The sequence below is a fragment of the Pseudomonadota bacterium genome (assembly GCA_027624715.1).
Classification (GTDB): Bacteria; Pseudomonadota; Gammaproteobacteria; order Burkholderiales; family Eutrophovitaceae; genus Eutrophovita.
This window is the reverse complement of sequence record JAQBTV010000006.1, coordinates 1-17980: the sequence shown is the minus strand read 5'-3', so window position 1 is coordinate 17980 and position 17980 is coordinate 1. Positions and strand designations below refer to the sequence as shown.

The following is a 17980-nucleotide window of genomic DNA, read 5'->3' as shown; positions in this document are numbered from 1 at the left end:
GAGTCACATTGACTAAAAATGCCGAAAAAAAATAAAAATATAGGGGCTGATGCCCCTAATCTTTATCCTTAAAGGATATTAATCCTCCTGTTTGGGTACAAACCCTTCAGTCTCCACAACTTGCTCAGCAGCAATCGCAGCAATAGATTGATCCCGACCCGCCAAAATCGCGTCGGCAATACCCCTTGCATACAATTGAATCGCCTTATTCGCGTCATCGTTTCCGGGAATAATGTAATCAATGCCCAAAGGCGAATGATTCGTATCGACAACGCCAATAATCGGTATGCCGAGCTTATTGGCTTCCTCGACTGCAATCTTTTGATAACCAACATCTACGATAAACAAGGCATCCGGCAAAGACGGCATATCCTTGATACCACCCAGGCTTTTGTCTAACTTTTCGATTTCGCGTTGGTAAAATAGACTTTCTTTCTTGGACATACGCTCATCACCACCGTCCGCCATTAGGGCTTCCATGTCTTTTAAACGCTTTGTAGACTGCTTCACCGTTTTGTAGTTAGTCAACATGCCACCCAACCAGCGATAATTTACAAAAGGAGCACCCGCTCGAAGGGCTTCTTCTTTAATGATATCGCGCGCTTGACGCTTCGTCCCAACAAAGAGGATTTTTCCCTTATTAGCAGACAATTGCTTTGCGTAATTAGCCGCTTCACGGAACATCGCTAAGGTTTTTTCTAAATTGACAATATGAATTTTATTTCTATGGCCGAAAATGAATGGGGCCATTTTGGGGTTCCAAAATTTGGTTTGATGACCAAAATGAACTCCCGCGTCCAACATTTCACGCATTGTGACTGACATTTCTACTCCTGTTTGGGTTATGCCTCCATTCGACGGAACTCTTCAACAGAGCACCCCAACAAATCGAATGTGCGAATTTCATCCAGAGCCTCACGGACTTTGAATGATAAACCAAATTATATATGAAAACCTCCAGAAAATCACGAATATAGAGGCTTTTTGGGCCTTTGGATGCTTAAACTCAAGACTCCATTTTGGTGGCCGCATACAAACATATACCCACAGATACAGCGACATTAAGACTCTCGATAACGCCCGTTATTGGAATAGATACCAAATGATCACACGTTTCCTTTGTAAGCCTCCTAGCCCCAGACCCCTCCGCTCCAAAGACAAGAACAGTTCGATTAGGAAAGCTGAAATCCCTAATCGACTCCTCAGCCTCGCCATCGGTGCCCACAATCCAAAAATCCGATTCTTTCAGTGAACGCAGAGTTCTAGCTAAGTTCGTCACACTGATTAACGGGATTATTCCCGCCGCACCACTGGCTACTTTTTCGACAACATCTGTGATTCCAACTGAGCGATCTTTAGGCACAATGATCGCAGCTACACCAAAAGCACATGCTGACCGCATGATGGCACCCAAATTCCTAGGGTCAGTAACCCCATCGAGCACCACGAAAAGCTGAGACTCCGATACCGGAGCAATGACATCCTCAAGACTCAAGACGGCTTGATCAACAGTAACCGAAGCCACTACACCCTGATGCGCCACACCAGGCAACATATTATTTAGGCGGTCTCCCTCACAGCGTGAAGTTTTCACATTTGCCTCATTCAGCCGCTCCTCTAATTTACGAATTCGGGCATCTCTTCTCTTACGATCAAGAAAGACTTCGCTGATTGTGGCAGGACTATGCCTCAACCGCGCGAATACCGCATGAAAACCAAAAATATAAGAATCTCCCTTAACGGACATGACGCCTACTCTTACCTCGATGAGCGCGTTTCAAAGTAACTCGCCCAGTCTCAACATTAGCCTCACTGATATAAACTGGGACACTGTCACCAAGTCGATAGGTCGCCCCTGTCTCACTGCCTGTAAATGATACAGATCCATCATCTAAGTAAAAAAATTCGTTACCCAGCTCTGAAACATGTAGTAATCCCTCCAAACAAAGGTCGTCCAAGAAAATGAAACAACCAAATGACGCAACGCTGACCACGCGACCAGCGTATTCTTCTCCGATATACCTACCCGCAACAGCTGCATTTAACCAACCATGTGTCCAGCGAACAGCCTCTTCCACCTTGCGTTCGTTCGAAGAACAATGTTCCCCTAATTCTTCTAAATCTGTGACCTTGTTGTAAGGATGTCCCAATTGGATTTTAATCGCACGATGCACCATTAAATCAGGATATCTTCTAATGGGAGAGGTGAAATGAGTATAGCTTTGATAAGCCAAGCCAAAGTGACCCGTAGGCGTAGGCGTATAACGTGCCTGATTCATCGTTCGTAGCACCGCAGTTTGGATAGACTCCGCCGCCGGATGATCACGGCTCGCTTCCAAAATACTCAAGAAGTCAGACGGTGTAGGACGGGACGAAATTTTCAACTCAAAATTAAGGCCCACTAAAAACTCCTCTAATTTGGCTATTTTGGCTAAATCTGGTTCCGGATGGGCTCGATATAAAAAAGGCTCATTATTGGTTTTGAGAAACTCAGCTGCTGCAACATTGGCGCAAAGCATCGCTTCTTCGATCATCCTGCTCGAAAAGAATCGCTCTTGCGCCTTTATCAAAGACACTTGACCTAGCTCATTAAACACAAACCTTGATTCGCGAGCATTAATTTCAAGCGCGCCTCTACCATGCCGATTTAAAAGAAGAGCCTGCGTGAGCACTTTGAGATTGATCAAACTATCAAATGTGCCTGACGGCAACTTATCTTCAGCACCAGATCGAGCCTCATCCAATAGCACATCAACTTCGCTATAAGTCAGCCTTTTTTTCGAGCGAATAACCCCGAGTATAAATTGAGATTCGATTACTCTTGCCTCACTATCCAGTTCAATCTTAACAACAACGACAAGTCGGTCTTGATTCGGCTTGAGAGAACAAATCCCGGACGACAATTCTTCAGGGAGCATGGGGCAGACCAATCTTGGAAAATAAACACTCGTACTTCTTTTACTGGCATCCTGATCAATCAAACTACGTTGCTTGACATAATGAGAAACATCCGCGATCGCAACATACAATGTGTACCCCGTTTCACAACGCTCCACATAAACCGCATCGTCAAAATCTTTGGCATCTGGTCCATCAATCGTAACAAAGGGAAAACCCCTTAAATCAACTCGGCTGGATAAACTTGCTTCATCAACTATTTCTGGAACACAAGTAACTTCAAAATCGAGCGATTCGTCCTGCACACCAGGAATGCCAAATTTATGTAACGCTATAGAAACCTCAATACCTGGATCATTAATTTTACCTAGACTCTGGATCATAGACGCTGACCAAGCCTCTGATTGAATATCGAAGCGTCCCAATTCTGCCAAGATCACATCCCCAGGGGAGACTGTGGATAACACTTCTCCGGCAAAACGAACCTGATCTTTTATTTCGTCGGCCAACACACGGGTTATCAATGTGTTTTTAAGCTCCTCAACAATCAGTATGACGCGGCGTGACCCTTGTTGCGTCAGCACTAAAGGAACCGCGAAGGGAGCACGATCAATACTAGAGTTCAGTATTCTTAGCGCAACCATTCGGTCACCATTCAATATGCCGCGAGCGTCAGATGGCCTGATATACCAATCCGCACCGCCATCATGCACAAAGAACCCAAAGCCATCTCGGTGTAACTCAACCGAACCCGAAGCCACATGAAATAAAGGCCCTTCCAGAACCTCAGCATCACTCTTAATCATTAGAAATCCAAGACGTTCTAATTCGCCAATTTTTTGCTGAATAATCGTTTTCTTATAACCGGCTGACAGACATTGCTCATAAATGTCACTGACAGATAAATCGCCCTCAGGACTGACCAGAGCGCATAAAATTTGCCGCTGAAGCGAGTCTGGGAAAAATTCTTCTTTGCGAGACAGCTTGCGCGAGAATTCCCGACCACGCTTCCTCACTTTTCCAGAACTATGCTGAGCAGAGGTCTCTAAACTTGCTCGTTTTCTTTTTACCAAAGTTTTACCTCGGCATAATTAAATAAATTGACAGGCTAATGACAGGTAGCTAGAGTCACGCCTCTTAGCCCGGATGGCGGAATTGGTAGACGCGTCAGGTTCAGGTCCTGGTAGTGGAAACACTGTGGAGGTTCGAGTCCTCTTTCGGGCACCAAAAGATGCAACTTTAGTTGACAGATATCAACTATCCTTTAAATGAAAAACGCTTGATTCAAAATCATAGTTTCTTCCCGATCAGGACCAGTCGATACAATATCAATCGGCACCCCAACAATACTCTCTATTCGTTTGAGATAATCCCTAGCATTCTTAGGCAATTTTTCCCAAGAGACTATGCCCGCTGTTGATTGTTTCCATCCCTTCACTTCCTCATAAACGGGGATGCACTTAGATAACGCATCAGCGCCAGACGGTGACAATTCAACAACTCCGTCGTCAGTTTGGTATCCCGTACAAATTTTTATCACGTCTAAGCCATCTAGAACATCAAGCTTCGTGATACATAATCCACTGAGACCATTGATTTGAGCGGATCGCTTCATGACCACTGCATCAAACCATCCACACCTTCTCGGCCGACCAGTCGTTGCTCCAAATTCTGCTCCTACCTCACCGATATAAGCACCAATCTCGTCCCGCAACTCTGTTGGAAACGGTCCACTGCCAACACGTGTAGTATAGGCTTTTGTAATTCCGAGTATATAGTTAAGAGCTCTCGGGCCCACTCCTGAGCCAAGTGATGCCGCCCCAGCAATACAATTACTGGAGGTAACAAAAGGGTATGTACCATGATCGATATCGAGGAGTGCGCCCTGAGCACCTTCAAACAAGTAATTATTTCCGAGCTCCAACCCCTCGTTCAGTAATTTGGAAACATCTCCTACCAGTGGCTTAAGAACAAGAGCCGCTGCCACCAAATCGTCCAACACTTGTGACAACTCTAACGTCACCACTCCATAGCGCTTCTCAAGCAGAAAATTATGATATTCCAATAAAGATGCGAGCTTTTGACTTAAGATCTGCTCGTCGAATAAATCATGTATGCGAAGACCTCGACGCGCGACCTTGTCTTCATATGCAGGTCCAATACCTCGACCTGTGGTACCAATTTTACCGTCACCTTTACTAAGCTCCCGCGCCTTATCAATCGCTATATGCGAGGGCAAAATTATTGGGCATGATTCGCTTAAGACAATACGGCCATCAATATCGACACCCGCAGATTTCAGCATGTTCATTTCTTCAATAAGAGCCTCTGGAGAGACGACCACTCCATTACCAATAAAACATTGAATACCAGGCCTAAGAATCCCTGATGGGATGAGATGAAGAACTGTTTTTTGACCTTCAATGACTAGTGTATGACCGGCATTATGTCCACCCTGGAAACGAACCACACCAGCCACTTGGTCGGTGAGTAAATCAACGATCTTACCTTTGCCTTCGTCACCCCACTGCGTCCCAACAACAACAACGTTCTTTGCCATGTATACCTTAAAAAATTTTAGTTAAAGATTCATACTTTAGTTTTTGTTGTCAATTGCTACGAGTGACCAACCACGTCCATCTTTCACTAAAGTGTGAGTGTATCCTTTAGCGCTTAAGTCCATAGATTGGCCCAAAAGGTCCTCTACAACAATATCTCCATCTCTGCGTAATTCTGTAATCTGTGTTTTGAGTTCAGGCTCATTTTGCACGCAAGGCGCCCATACTTTTCTCTGCGAACCTACTCGCAGAAATTCGCTCGCATACACGGAAAGTCTACGTAAATCAATAGTAAATCCGGTAGCTGGTCGCGACCTACCGAAGGCTTCACCCACGTGATCATACCGCCCACCTCGGGCAATTGGGGTCGGGTCACCCTCAACATACACAGCCACAACCAATCCGCTGTGATATTGGAATCCACGTAGCTCGGCAAGATCAAAGGCAACGTGATCAACATCATCTTTAATAGCCTGATAAACGCTCTCTAACTGATCAATACCTCGACTCGCACCAGGTACGTTCACAAGTACAGTACGAGCCTCGTCAAGAACTGAAAAATCCCCATAGAGCGTTGGCAAAGCCATAATGACTTTTCGTGCCTCATCATCAAAATCTTTAGAAAACTCCTCCAACGCAGCTGTATCTTTCGACTGCAATCCTTCATAGAAATTAGTCGATGCTTCAGAATTTAAGGCTAGCCAATTAGAAACAGACTGAGCTATGGAGACGCTGCCCAAATCGAGCGTTAACGAGCGCTTAACGACTGACCGAATACTTTGGATTAGGAGTCGGTTAATTTCAATATCAGCAAAAATCCCAGAACACCCAAATAACTCAGCACCTATTTGAACCACCTCTCGACTCATGTCACCTTCTATGGGACGCGTTCTGAGCACCCGATCAGCGTAACAAAGTCGTGTGACACCCTCCTCACCTAACAAATGGGAATCAAGACGAGCGATTTGGGGTGTGACGTCCGCTCTTATACCTAACATTTTCCCAGACATTTGATCAACCAACTTGAATGTCTGTAGCTCTAAGTCCTTGCCCGATCCGGTTAAAAGGGATTCCAAATATTCAATTAACGGAGGCGAAACAAGCTCATAGCCGTAGCTGGCGAATGAATCTAAGATCGTCCGCCTTATCAACTCGACTCTTTGTGCCTCCTTGGGAAGCACATCATCCACAAACTCTGGAAGCAACCACTTTGGATGCATGACTAACGCCTATTAATATCTATCTTCAGGTCCCACACAGCTTTATTAAGACAAAAACAGAAGCACTACTAAACCAACAAGCATAGACGACAAACCAAAAAATCGGATTTTCCCATTGGACATGCTAACCAATCTTTCAAATGTATCCCGCCAAATAGTGGGCGACAAGAACGGAAACATACCTTCTATTACGAGCACTAAAGCAATTGCAGTCGTAATATCAGTAGCGTCCAAATTCGTCAACCTCCATTTTTACACTACAGCAGACAAGATAACCCCGTCATACGATTAATTTATCTCATGTGCTTAAAGAATGGTGACTCCGGCTCAACGATTAACACGTCGCTCTTATTATTAAAAGTCTCTCTATAGGCATTCATACTCTTATAGAAAGAGTAAAAATCTGGATCTTTTTTAAATGCCTTAGCGTAAATACGGGCCGCCAAAGCATCTCCCTCACCTTTGATTCGTTGAGCGTCGCGATATGCCTCTGCTATGATAATCTCCCTCTCGCGATCAGCATTAGCTCGTATCTTTTCAGAATCTGCAAAACCAGTTGACCTTAACTCATTCGCAACTCTTTTTCGTTCTGCTTCCATGCGGGAAAAAACGGCCTCACTAATCTCCGTAGTCAAATCGACACGTTTCAAACGAACATCAAGCACTTCAACACCGATCTTCCGCGCATCAGCATCTACCTTCTTTCTCATAAGCTCAATAATTTCATCTCGCTCACCAGAGATTACTTGGTATACAGTCCGTTTACCAAACTCTCCCCTCAAGCTGTCATTAACCGTCTTATTCAATCTGTCTTCCGCACGAATTTCATCACCCCCCACACTAATGTAATACTGCTTGACATCAGAAATTCTCCACTTAATAAACGAATCCACCAATACATTCTTCTTTTCAGACGTCAAGAAGCGCTCCGGCTCTTCGGTATCAACGGTGAGCGTTCTAATATCAAAGAATCTGACATTCTCTATGAGCGGCAACTTCCAATAAAGCCCTGGCTCTGTCTTGATGCTGATAATCTCTCCCAACCTAAAGATCATTGCTTCTTGCCGTTCATCAACTGTAAAAAGTGACAGACTCGCCGAAAATAATAAAACGCCAATACTAAGTATTGATGCGGTCAATGAAATTCTCATCTTGCCTCCCTATCGCGTACGCGCAATGCGTTTCTAGCACTACTGTCTTCGTTACTTCCACTAATTCCTGAATCAATATCGTTGACCTGATCCAACCCGATACCAAAAGTACTGGATTTTTTAGTAACCCCGGAACCAATTAATTTGTCTAGCGGAAGAAATAACAGGTTGCTGTTCTTCTTCTGATCGATATACACCTTCGTGGCGTTCGTAAAGATCGATTGCATCGTATCAAGATACATACGCTCACGAGTAACTTTTGGCGCCTTGCTGTACTCAGTTAAAACACTCTGAAATCGAGCCGCTTCACCCTGTGCCGCAGCTACAACACGGGCTTTATAAGCTTGCGCCTCTAGCACTAGTCGTGCAGCCGCACCCTGCGCCTTAGGCACAATGTCATTATAGTAAGCTTGTCCCTCATTCTTTTGTCTCTCTTGGTCTTGCTTCGCTTTTACCGCATCATCAAATGACGCTTGAACTTGATCAGGCGGTTGAGCATTCTGCATCGTTACTTGACTCACTGTAATTCCAGTTTGGTAACGGTCAAGAATCGATTGCATCAAATCACGTGCGTTCACCGCTATTGCTTCACGACCTTCCTGCAGCACAAAATCCATTTTGCTTTTGCCCACGATCTCTCGAATCGCAGATTCAGCTACTTCCTTGACTGCCTGATCTGGGCTGCGATTAAAGAATAGATAACTCTCAGGATTAGTACGTACATACTGAACAGCAAACTGAAGATCAACAATATTCTCATCATCCGTCAACATAAGTGCTTCAGTGGGCACTTTGTTCTTGGAGCTGTTTCTATATCCTACCTCAACGGTTCTCACCTCAGAAACGTTCACAATCTCCCTACTGTCAACTGGCCATGGAATGTGCCAATGTGGTCCCGGTTGTGTCGTTTCCAAATACCGGCCAAATCGAAAAACAACTCCTCGCTCACTTGCATCTACAATATAAATGCCACTAGCCGACCATATGAGCAAAGCGATGATAATCACCATACCGCCGCCAATTGTAGGCAGCCGACTTGGCGACTCGTTACCACCCGCACCATTACCTTTTTTACCGAAAGAACTAAATCGTTTATTGAAACGACGCCATAGCTCTTCTAAATCGGGTGGGCCATCATTATTTTGTCCCCATCTTGGGTCATTCGTTGCCATAAGCTTAAATTCCAGTAAATGTATGTAAGAAATATATTAAGAAATTAATTAATCAACGACAGAAGGTGTTTTTTCAACGATGTTATTTGGCTGCAAACAGACCAAGAGTTCGGAACAAATATCTCTAAGACCTTCGACGCCCTCACCAGTTATTGCGCTCAACCTCACCTGACTTATGTTACCACATGGGGACCTATCAATTCCCGGCGTGATCTCAGTGAGATCTATTTTATTAAAAATCGTAATTTGCGGCACGCTATCTGCCCCAATTTCTTTCAAAACGGCTTGAACTTGTTCCATTTCAAATTCTCTTGACTGACTAGAGGCATCAACCACGTGAAACAACAAATCCGAATCCGCAGTTTCCTCTAAAGTCGCCTTGAACGCCTCCACCAAGGAATGCGGCAAATCTCTAACAAAACCTACAGTATCTGACAACACGAACTCAGTTTGATTCACATACGCAAATTTGCGAGTTGTTGTGTCTAAAGTCGCGAATAATTGATTAGCAGAGAATACGTTTGCCTTAGTAAGCCGATTGAACAAGCTAGACTTGCCCGCATTTGTATAACCAACCAATGAAATTTTAATCACGCCCCTTCGGTTCCTACTGCTACGTCTCGTTTTTCTTTGCCTTTGGATGACTTCCAACTTGCTTTTTAAGGATTTAACACGAAAACCCAATAATCGACGATCTGTTTCTAGCTGCGACTCACCCGGACCTCGCAGTCCAATCCCTCCTTTTTGGCGCTCTAAGTGCGTCCAGCCTCGAACTAACCGAGTTGCCAGATGGGACAACTGTGCCAACTCAACTTGAACTTTTCCTTCATGCGTTTTAGCTCGTTGGGCAAAAATGTCGAGTATCAAGCTAGTTCGGTCCAAAGTTCTACATTTAACGACGCGTTCAATATTTCTTTGTTGAACCGGTGAGATCGCATGATTAAACACCACCAAATCAGCCTCATTCTCCGTAACAATCCGCGCCAGCTCCTCGATTTTACCTTTGCCGGCATACATCGCAGCGTCTGGACGATCCCTTTTGCCCGAGAGAATATGCAAGACCTTGGCTCCAGCACTCGTAACTAAACGCTTTATCTCTTCGACAGATTCTTCAAATGACGGGTCTCGAAAATCAATACAAACGATTATCGCTTTATCCACGAATCATGATCACCAATTGACGGGACCTACAAGAAGGATTGAAATAGTCACATGAAGCTTTGAAATCAATAAAGCACACTCGCCATTGGCATGAGATCCACTTAAACCGATTCATCAGGCTCCAATGCTACCGCCTTAGATGGAACAATCGTCGACACAGCGTGCTTATACACCATCTGAGTAACATTACTTTTAAGAAGTATAACGTACTGGTCAAACGAATCCACGTAACCCTGAAGCTTGATTCCATTAACGAGATAAATTGCAACTTGTACTCGCTCTTTTCGTAGAGCGTTTAAGAATGGCTCTTGTAACATCTGCCCTTTCAACGACATGTGTAACTCCTAACGGTGCAATCAGCTCAACTTGGGACAAAGCAGAATATAAAACGTTCCTGAGAAAACCCAAATTGTACTACAACAAAAAATAAAACGAACATATTACGGTTTACTTCTCTTCGAAAACGGATTAGTCCCTTGTTTGAAGATTACCCTAACCTGCGCCCCTTGAAGTTTGAAAGCTGTGGTAAATGAACTCTCCAAATACCTCCGGTAACTCTCCGGTACACCCTCAATTGAATTACCATGGATAACAACCAAGGGAGGATTAATCCCTCCTTGATGCGCATAACGCAGCTTCGGTCGATTGTATCCCTTACGTGGAGGCGATTGGCGCTCAGTCGCTGTCTTAAGCACTCGCGTTAATTGCGGCGTCGGCAGATTCATTCTCGAAGACTTAAATGCAGTGTCTACTGACCGTAACAAACCAGTAATACCGGAGCCTGCGGTTGCAGAAATATGGTGCACTTTAGCAAAATCTAAAAACCGCAATTTACGCCGGTATGTTCTATCAACGACTTCCCTAGCTTCTTCGTCACAAATGTCCCACTTGTTAATGACAACAACCATCGCTCTACCAGCCTCCACCGCAAACGCAGCCAGATTAACATCTTGATCTGATATACCCTCTGTTCCATCAATAACCAAAACAACGACATTTGACTCCTCCATCGCCTGGAGGGCTTTAATGACGGAGAACTTCTCAATCACCTCATTAACCTTCCCTCTTTTACGCACTCCTGCCGTATCAATGATGGTGTAGTCTCTCCCCTCTCTCTGAAACTCAATTTCTATAGCATCTCGCGTTGTCCCTGGCTTATCAAACGCAATGACTCGTTCCTCGCCGAGGATAGAATTAACCAACGTCGATTTCCCAACATTGGGTCTCCCTATAATCGCCATAACTGGATGCCTGTCTTCAAGCTCATTTTGAGCCGTGACGTCTTCTTCCAAGTCCGATTGAAACTCAGTCTCAATCTCTGAGATAAGGTCTGATACTCCATCGCCGTGCGCAGCAGAGATTATCCGAGGTTCACCCAATCCAAGCTCGTAAAATTCAGCCAAAGCTAAACTCGAACGCGCCCCCTCTCCCTTATTCGCAATCACCCACAGAGGTCTTCCAGACCTACGTAGTTGATCAGCGATGAGTAGATCTTCGTTGATAAGGCCTGCTCGTAAATCAACAATAAAAAGAGTTAAATCACTTTCATCGACGGCTTGCGCCGCCTGTTTGGCCATTTCACCGAATATACCTCGCGTGAGATCCTTATCAAACTCAAGCCCACCAGTATCAACAACAATAAACTTTGACCGTTGTGTTTTTACAATACCGTAGTGTCGATCTCGCGTTAATCCGGGTTGACTGCCCACTATGGCGTTTCTGGTTCGAGTTAACCGATTGAATAGTGTCGACTTCCCAACATTTGGTCTACCGACAATTGCTACTGTTCTTGACATAGTCATAAATTTAACGCCGAGAATCGACGACCATTAACCCGCAATCAGAGATGTTGGTCGATACCGAAGGCATACAAATTACCCTCAGACGTTTGCACAAAGACTTTGTCTCCGATTACCAGTGGATTAGTCAAAATGGGGCTGCCGTCTGTTTTAACCCTTCCTGCAAAGGAACCGTCAGCCGAGTCTAATAGGGAAATCACTCCATCCAGATCTCCAACTATTACCCAAGGCCCAAGTGATGAAGGACCGGATATATTGCGATATTGGAACGATTCGTTACGCCACAACAAGGCACCTGTTTTACGATCCAGAGCCATAATGTGGCCGATTGAGTCAGATACAAAAATCTTATCACTGTCAAAACCTAAACTGCCCACAGCTGAAACCTTAACGCTCCAATTCTGACGCCCTTTTTCTAAGTCAAAACAAGCGGCTCTGCCTTGGAACGTCGCCATACAAACCGCTTCTTCCAAAACTATGGGAGTTCCAACAACATCCGATATGCGCTCAAGATCATTATCCCCAGAAGGAATGGAGACATTTACACCCCACAATTCATTCCCCGTAGCACTTCCAAGATTCATCGCGACACCCCCATGGAACCCGGCCACGATTGATTCTTTCACTCCAATTGCCAACCCCGGATTAGCACGCAAAATCAGACTTTGACTAGGCACCTGAAAATCCCATTTGAAAGTGCCCGTTGCACGATCCAAGGCAACCAATCTCCCCTGAACATCACGAACAACGACTACACCGCCAACGGCTAGAGGAGCACCGGTGACCGAATTACGCACGCTTGACTCCCATTTCACCGAACCGCTAGCATCAACCAGTGTAACTACACCGTCTTCTCCACCAACAATAATATCTCTATCTGCAGCACCCACGCCACCAGAAATTTGCTGTTCAATTTTCGTTTCGAATAATACTCGTCCTGTCTCCCAGTTGAAACACGAGATCGATCGAGCTGAAGCCCCGCACACTCGATCTGCCACAGCAATAGGAGACAATATTCCCCCACGAGGATTACCCAAAGAGTTATTCCAAATTTTTTGTAGCGACACTCTTTGTTCAAATTTTGGAAGATCTGCGGGTTCTCGACCCGGCGCGGCACATGCAGCTGCCAAGAGGAGCGATAAAATCGCTAAGCCGGTAATAAAAATTTTCACTGCGAACTTAAACTATCAATCTTGATTTGAACGATATCGACCCATGGATTGCCCTCTGGGAGTCGATCAAGTGCCTCCTCATAAGCTGCGCGGGCTTTATCGTTTAATTTCTGAGCTGCGTAGATATCCCCCCGCATGTCCGCAAACAAACCAGACATGGATGAATCAGCATCACCATCGAGAATACTCATTGCCAAATCAAATTGTTCTGTTATCAAATACAGCGCGGAGAGGCGCAGTTTTGCTAATGAAACCAAACTCGCATCACGATGGTCTGCAATAACGCCTTGAATAAGATCAATCGCCTGCTTATAGTCACCATTGTCACTAACTGCCTTCGCGAGATTCAGTCGAGCCAAATCAGCGTAGTATGTCCCACCATAATCAACAATAAGCTCTTTGGATAAGGAATCCACTAAATCCACCTCATCCCCAGTTTCCGCAGCCTCAAGTTTGTTAAATGTCGCGGACGCTGATTGCGCCTTGATAAACTTTTGATGTTGCCACCATTTCATGCCGCCAAACCCAATTGCTACCGCGAGCACTACCATGATCACCACGTTCCCGTAAGCACGCCAAAACTGCTTTATTGCATCTACCTGTTCCTGCTCGTCTGCGTCAAAAACTGCCATAATTAATTACCTAATTTATTTCTATGTCTAAACATCACTTCCACGAATTCTGCTAATCGCGTCAGTCACACTCAAGTCTTGTTGTTGGTCCGCCATAGCCATCTTCGCACCACGAAGAGATTTCAAGGAAATTCTTTTCCTAGCCATCTCACTATTACCAATGATGATAGCAAAATTGGCGCCACTCATATCAGCTTTCTTCATTTGAGATTTTAACGCACCACCACCGCAATGCAGTATTACTTTAAGACCATTATCACGCAATTCCCGACAAACATCCCAAGCATAAAGCTGAGCTTTTTCATCAGCAGACACCACATAGACGTCTGGGGTTATTTTTGGAATCAAAACACTACAACTCTCAAGAGTAGCTAGTACACGCTCGACACCCAAAGCAAAGCCGCAAGCTGGTATGGGTTTACCACCTATTTGCTCGGCCAAGATATCGTATCGACCACCCGCGCAAATGGTTCCCTGAGCACCTAGAAAATCCGTCTTCCATTCATATACAACGTCGTTGTAGTAATCTAAACCTCTCACAAGATTTGGATTAACTAAATATTCAATTCCAGCATTTTCCAGAAACAACTTGAACCGCTCCATCTTATCGATCGACTCAGTTGACAAGTATTCCAGCAATTTCGGAGCAGACGACACAAGCTTTTGCATTTCTGGATTTTTACTATCAAGGACCCTCAATGGATTTATATTGATCCGTCTCCGAGAGTCCTCATCCAAAAGCGTCTCGTTTACCTTTAAAAAAGTCACTAGCGACTCACGATATTTGCCACGGTCTTCTTTGCTACCTAAAGAATTAATCTCTAATCTAACTTCCCCAATAGCTATCCCTAAGCTTCTCCAAAGTTCTGAAGCCATCAAGACGTGTTCCGCATCAATATCCGGACCTTCAAAACCAAGGGCCTCTACCCCGACTTGATGAAACTGCCGGAAACGACCTTTCTGTGGCCGCTCGTGCCGAAACATAGGGCCGTAGTAGTACAATCTGCGGGCATCACCGTACGTCATATTGTGTTGTATGGCTGCACGCACTGCCGAAGCAGTACCTTCTGGGCGCAGCGTCAAAGAATCACCGTTTAATGTATCCATGAAGGTATACATTTCCTTTTCAACAATATCCGTTGCCGTTCCGATCGACCGTACGAAAAGATCTGTTCTTTCAAGGATCGGTGTTCGAATATTTTGATACCCAAACATTGCCAACCACTTTCTAATACGAGACTCAATCCATTCCCACTGGTAACTTTCTTCGGGAAGAATATCATTCATTCCACGAATCGCTTGAATCTTATCCATACGTATACTCATCCAAAAATCTACTCAGCAACCCACAGTTTGGCTACATCCTTAATGGCAACATTAACTCCCATATGTTTCGCGGACATACTTTTGCACAATACCTTCAAACTCTTGCGCAATCGTTACTCCTCTCAACGTTGTGACTTTATTACCATCGACATAAACGGGTGCGACGGGATTTTCGCCAGAGCCAGGCAAACTGATACCTATATTCGCATTTTTACTCTCGCCCGGGCCATTTACAACACAACCCATCACAGCAACCTTCATCTCCTCAACCCCCTGATATTGCTTTTTCCAATGAGGCATTTGTTCCCTCAAAAACGCTTGAATATCCTTTGCCAGTATTTGAAAGTAATCACTCGAGGTGCGTCCACATCCAGGGCAAGATATTACAAGCGGCATAAATGATCGAATACCCATAGTCTGTAATAATTCTTGAGCAACGTGTACTTCCTCTACGCGATCTCCGCCTGGTTCTGGAGTGAGAGAGATTCGAATCGTATCTCCGATTCCCTCTTGAAGCAAAATAGCCAATGCCGCACTAGACGAGACGATTCCTTTACTACCCATTCCAGCCTCGGTTAAGCCAAGATGAAGCGGGTGATCAGTTCTAAGACTCAAATCCCGGTAAACAGTTACAAGCTCTTGCACATCGCTAACCTTACAAGAAATAATAATCTTATCGTGACTCAAACCAATTGACTCAGCCAACTGAGCGCTTTGAATAGCAGATGAAATGAGCGCCTCGCGCACAAGCCCTTCATTACTTAAGGGCACCTCTTTTGCAGCATTGTCATCCATCAACCTACTTAACTGAACCTGGTCTAAACTCCCCCAGTTAGCACCAATTCTGATGGGTTTATTGAATCGGCAGGCATACTCTATAATAGAAGCAAACTGACTATCCTTTTTGCTTCCTCTACCCACATTACCCGGATTAATACGATATTTATCTAATGATTCGGCACACTCCGGGTGTTCTTTTAAAAGCCGATGACCATTGAAGTGAAAGTCACCCACTAGAGGACAGTCAATCCCTTTTTTTGCTAATGCCTCTTTGATGCGAGGTACTGCCGCCGCGGCTTCGACTGTATTAACAGTAACCCGCACGATCTCCGAACCAGATGCGTGCAAATCAATAATTTGGGAGACCGTGGCCAAGACATCCGCCGTATCCGTATCGGTCATCGCTTGAACTACTATGGGCTGACCGCCGCCAACCATGACAGAGCCCACGTGAACAGTATTAGTTTTTCTTCTCAGTATTTTATTCATAACTCGCCAAAGACCAATAAGATGAGGCGTATTTAAATTAACGCCGTCAATGTCGGATTAACATCTCCTCGAGGTGTTCGACGATTTTTCACTTTGCCAGCCAACTGACCACAAGCCCCAGCAATATCATCACCTCGAGTCTTTCTAACCGTAGTCACCAAGCCCGCATTCATAAGTATTTTTTGAAAATTAGAGACCACCTGTGCCGAGCTACGATTAAAACCCGAGTCATTAAAAGGGTTAAACGGAATTAAATTAAACTTACAAGGAACGCCCCTCGTCACGTTAATTAATTGTCTAGCATGCTCCGCCAAATCGTTAACTCCATCGAGCATGATGTATTCAAAGGTGACAAAATCACGAGGTGATCCCCGGCGCTGCCACTTAACACCTGAAATAATTTCCCCCTTTGAGCTATCAGTGTATCGCTTACACGCCTCCATCAAATCAACTATTGGATATTTTTTATTAATTGGAACGATCTTACTTCTCAATTCATCGTTAGGAGCATGAAGAGAAACTGCGAGCGATACCGGACAATCCTCTCTCAAACGGTCAATGTTCGGAACAATTCCGGACGTAGAAACTGTTACCCGCCTACGAGAGAGGCCATACGCAAAGTCATCCAGCATAATTCGAACTGCGTGAACTACGTTGTCATAGTTGGTTAGCGGTTCACCCATACCCATGAGAACAACATTAGATACGGGGCGCGATGCATCGGCACCGTCAAGTCTCGCTGATGAGCCATCGGATTGAGGGAATCTATTTTGCGCCAACCAAAGTTGACCAATAATTTCAGACACTTTAAGGTTCCGGTTGAACCCTTCGCGACCAGTCGCACAAAAAGCACACTCCAACGCGCACCCAGCTTGGGATGAAACGCATAAAGTTCCGCGCCCCTTCTCTGGTATGAAGACAGCTTCAACCGAATTTGCATTATCAACCGGAAATAACCACTTGAGCGTGCCATCATCTGAACGATTCTCATGACCAAACTTAGGGACTTTAATCGTAACAAGTTCGCCAAGTTTATCTCTTAAGGACTTGGAAAGATCCGTCATCAAGTTAAGGTCAACAACACCGCGCTGGTGAATCCACCTGAACAGTTGTTGAGAACGAAATGAATTCTCACCAATCCCTTTGAGAAACTCAGCGAGTTGACCACGGTCTAGATCAAGAAGATTGGTCTTCTCTGACATTAAATTAACGCTTGTAAACGTTCATGTTGGGGAAAAAGTATGCGATCTCAATCGCAGCATTTTCCATTGAATCAGATCCGTGAACAGCATTAGCATCAATACTCACCGCAAAATCAGCCCGTATAGTGCCTTTATCTGCTTTCGTAGGATCAGTTGCGCCCATTAAATCTCTATTTTTCTTAATCGCGTCCTCGCCTTCAAGAACCTGAATACAAACTGGTCCAGAGGTCATAAATTCAACCAAATCATTAAAAAACGAACGATTCTTGTGAACCGCATAAAAGCCTGCCGCATCGTCCTTCGACAAAACCGTAAACCTCATCGCTGATATTTTTAAGCCCGCATCTTCAAATCGGGATAAAACTTTTCCAATTACATTCTTCTCGACTGCATCGGGCTTAATGATTGAAAGCGTCCTCT

At 44.7% G+C, this 17980-nt stretch carries 17 protein-coding genes and 1 tRNA gene; 1 reads left to right on the top strand and 17 read right to left on the bottom strand.

Going from position 1 to position 17980, the window contains the following annotated elements; all coding sequences use genetic code 11:
* Positions 1–78 precede the first annotated feature (78 nt).
* From rpsB to rnr, 3 genes are all read right to left on the bottom strand, one after another.
* A complete protein-coding gene (rpsB, locus tag O3A65_05350) occupies positions 79–825 on the bottom strand; it encodes a 30S ribosomal protein S2 (protein ID MDA1331896.1) in 747 nt (248 codons plus the stop codon).
* Between the two features lie 181 nt (positions 826–1006).
* Positions 1007–1747 carry a 23S rRNA (guanosine(2251)-2'-O)-methyltransferase RlmB gene (rlmB, locus tag O3A65_05345; GenBank protein ID MDA1331895.1) on the bottom strand — a complete coding sequence of 247 codons (741 nt, stop codon included), beginning with the start codon at positions 1745–1747 and terminating at the stop codon, positions 1007–1009.
* Positions 1737–3971 carry a ribonuclease R gene (rnr, locus tag O3A65_05340; protein MDA1331894.1) on the bottom strand — a complete coding sequence of 745 codons (2235 nt, stop codon included), beginning with the start codon at positions 3969–3971 and terminating at the stop codon, positions 1737–1739. Before rnr ends, rlmB begins: the two co-directional genes overlap by 11 nt.
* A 67-nt stretch (positions 3972–4038) precedes the next feature.
* On the opposite strand from rnr, the gene O3A65_05335 reads away from it, so the two are divergent.
* Positions 4039–4125, top strand: a tRNA-Leu gene (locus tag O3A65_05335).
* 37 nt (positions 4126–4162) lie between these two features.
* Here the strand turns inward: O3A65_05335 and O3A65_05330 are convergent.
* The 14 genes from O3A65_05330 to ndk form a co-directional block, all read right to left on the bottom strand.
* On the bottom strand, positions 4163–5458 hold the full coding sequence (locus O3A65_05330) for an adenylosuccinate synthase (protein MDA1331893.1): 1296 nt from the start codon (positions 5456–5458) through the stop codon (positions 4163–4165).
* A 36-nt stretch (positions 5459–5494) separates the two neighbouring features.
* Positions 5495–6676 (bottom strand): ATP phosphoribosyltransferase regulatory subunit, encoded by a 1182-nt coding sequence (locus O3A65_05325; GenBank protein MDA1331892.1) that lies wholly within the window; start codon positions 6674–6676, stop codon positions 5495–5497.
* A 45-nt stretch (positions 6677–6721) separates the two neighbouring features.
* The gene (locus O3A65_05320; protein ID MDA1331891.1) at positions 6722–6910 is read right to left on the bottom strand and encodes a DUF2065 domain-containing protein; all 189 of its coding nucleotides are present in this window, start codon (positions 6908–6910) and stop codon (positions 6722–6724) included.
* 59 nt (positions 6911–6969) lie between these two features.
* A complete protein-coding gene (gene hflC / locus O3A65_05315) occupies positions 6970–7827 on the bottom strand; it encodes a protease modulator HflC (GenBank protein ID MDA1331890.1) in 858 nt (285 codons plus the stop codon).
* On the bottom strand, positions 7824–8999 hold the full coding sequence (gene hflK / locus O3A65_05310) for an FtsH protease activity modulator HflK (GenBank protein ID MDA1331889.1): 1176 nt from the start codon (positions 8997–8999) through the stop codon (positions 7824–7826). Before hflK ends, hflC begins: the two co-directional genes overlap by 4 nt.
* Positions 9000–9047: 48 nt before the next feature.
* Positions 9048–10160 carry a GTPase HflX gene (gene hflX, locus O3A65_05305; GenBank protein MDA1331888.1) on the bottom strand — a complete coding sequence of 371 codons (1113 nt, stop codon included), beginning with the start codon at positions 10158–10160 and terminating at the stop codon, positions 9048–9050.
* A gap of 101 nt (positions 10161–10261) precedes the next feature.
* The gene (gene hfq, locus O3A65_05300) at positions 10262–10495 is read right to left on the bottom strand and encodes an RNA chaperone Hfq (protein ID MDA1331887.1); all 234 of its coding nucleotides are present in this window, start codon (positions 10493–10495) and stop codon (positions 10262–10264) included.
* Between the two features lie 105 nt (positions 10496–10600).
* Positions 10601–11962 (bottom strand): ribosome biogenesis GTPase Der, encoded by a 1362-nt coding sequence (gene der, locus O3A65_05295; GenBank protein MDA1331886.1) that lies wholly within the window; start codon positions 11960–11962, stop codon positions 10601–10603.
* A 38-nt stretch (positions 11963–12000) separates the two neighbouring features.
* Positions 12001–13131 (bottom strand): outer membrane protein assembly factor BamB, encoded by a 1131-nt coding sequence (bamB, locus tag O3A65_05290; protein ID MDA1331885.1) that lies wholly within the window; start codon positions 13129–13131, stop codon positions 12001–12003.
* Positions 13128–13763, bottom strand: coding sequence for a tetratricopeptide repeat protein (locus O3A65_05285; protein ID MDA1331884.1), 636 nt, complete (start codon positions 13761–13763; stop codon positions 13128–13130). The genes bamB and O3A65_05285 overlap by 4 nt, the downstream gene beginning before the upstream one ends.
* A 27-nt stretch (positions 13764–13790) precedes the next feature.
* A complete protein-coding gene (hisS, locus tag O3A65_05280; protein MDA1331883.1) occupies positions 13791–15077 on the bottom strand; it encodes a histidine--tRNA ligase in 1287 nt (428 codons plus the stop codon).
* A 63-nt stretch (positions 15078–15140) separates the two neighbouring features.
* Positions 15141–16358 (bottom strand): flavodoxin-dependent (E)-4-hydroxy-3-methylbut-2-enyl-diphosphate synthase, encoded by a 1218-nt coding sequence (gene ispG, locus O3A65_05275; protein ID MDA1331882.1) that lies wholly within the window; start codon positions 16356–16358, stop codon positions 15141–15143.
* 32 nt (positions 16359–16390) lie between these two features.
* Positions 16391–17560 (bottom strand): 23S rRNA (adenine(2503)-C(2))-methyltransferase RlmN, encoded by a 1170-nt coding sequence (rlmN, locus tag O3A65_05270; GenBank protein ID MDA1331881.1) that lies wholly within the window; start codon positions 17558–17560, stop codon positions 16391–16393.
* A gap of 4 nt (positions 17561–17564) precedes the next feature.
* On the bottom strand, positions 17565–17980 hold a 416-nt coding region (gene ndk / locus O3A65_05265), incomplete at its 5' end, for a nucleoside-diphosphate kinase (protein MDA1331880.1).

Bases quoted from the DNA above. Each gene is read 5' to 3' on its own strand.
- hisS (MDA1331883.1), bottom strand. From the start codon at position 15,077: ATGGATAAGATTCAAGCGATTCGTGGAATGAATGATATTCTTCCCGAA.
- der (MDA1331886.1), bottom strand. From the start codon at position 11,962: ATGACTATGTCAAGAACAGTAGCAATTGTCGGTAGACCAAATGTTGGG.
- rpsB (MDA1331896.1), bottom strand. From the start codon at position 825: ATGTCAGTCACAATGCGTGAAATGTTGGACGCGGGAGTTCATTTTGGT.
- hflC (MDA1331890.1), bottom strand. From the start codon at position 7,827: ATGAGAATTTCATTGACCGCATCAATACTTAGTATTGGCGTTTTATTA.
- hfq (MDA1331887.1), bottom strand. From the start codon at position 10,495: ATGTCGTTGAAAGGGCAGATGTTACAAGAGCCATTCTTAAACGCTCTA.
- rlmN (MDA1331881.1), bottom strand. From the start codon at position 17,560: ATGTCAGAGAAGACCAATCTTCTTGATCTAGACCGTGGTCAACTCGCT.
- O3A65_05330 (MDA1331893.1), bottom strand. From the start codon at position 5,458: ATGGCAAAGAACGTTGTTGTTGTTGGGACGCAGTGGGGTGACGAAGGC.
- O3A65_05285 (MDA1331884.1), bottom strand. From the start codon at position 13,763: ATGGCAGTTTTTGACGCAGACGAGCAGGAACAGGTAGATGCAATAAAG.
- rlmB (MDA1331895.1), bottom strand. From the start codon at position 1,747: ATGTCCGTTAAGGGAGATTCTTATATTTTTGGTTTTCATGCGGTATTC.
- hflK (MDA1331889.1), bottom strand. From the start codon at position 8,999: ATGGCAACGAATGACCCAAGATGGGGACAAAATAATGATGGCCCACCC.
- O3A65_05325 (MDA1331892.1), bottom strand. From the start codon at position 6,676: ATGCATCCAAAGTGGTTGCTTCCAGAGTTTGTGGATGATGTGCTTCCC.
- ispG (MDA1331882.1), bottom strand. From the start codon at position 16,358: ATGAATAAAATACTGAGAAGAAAAACTAATACTGTTCACGTGGGCTCT.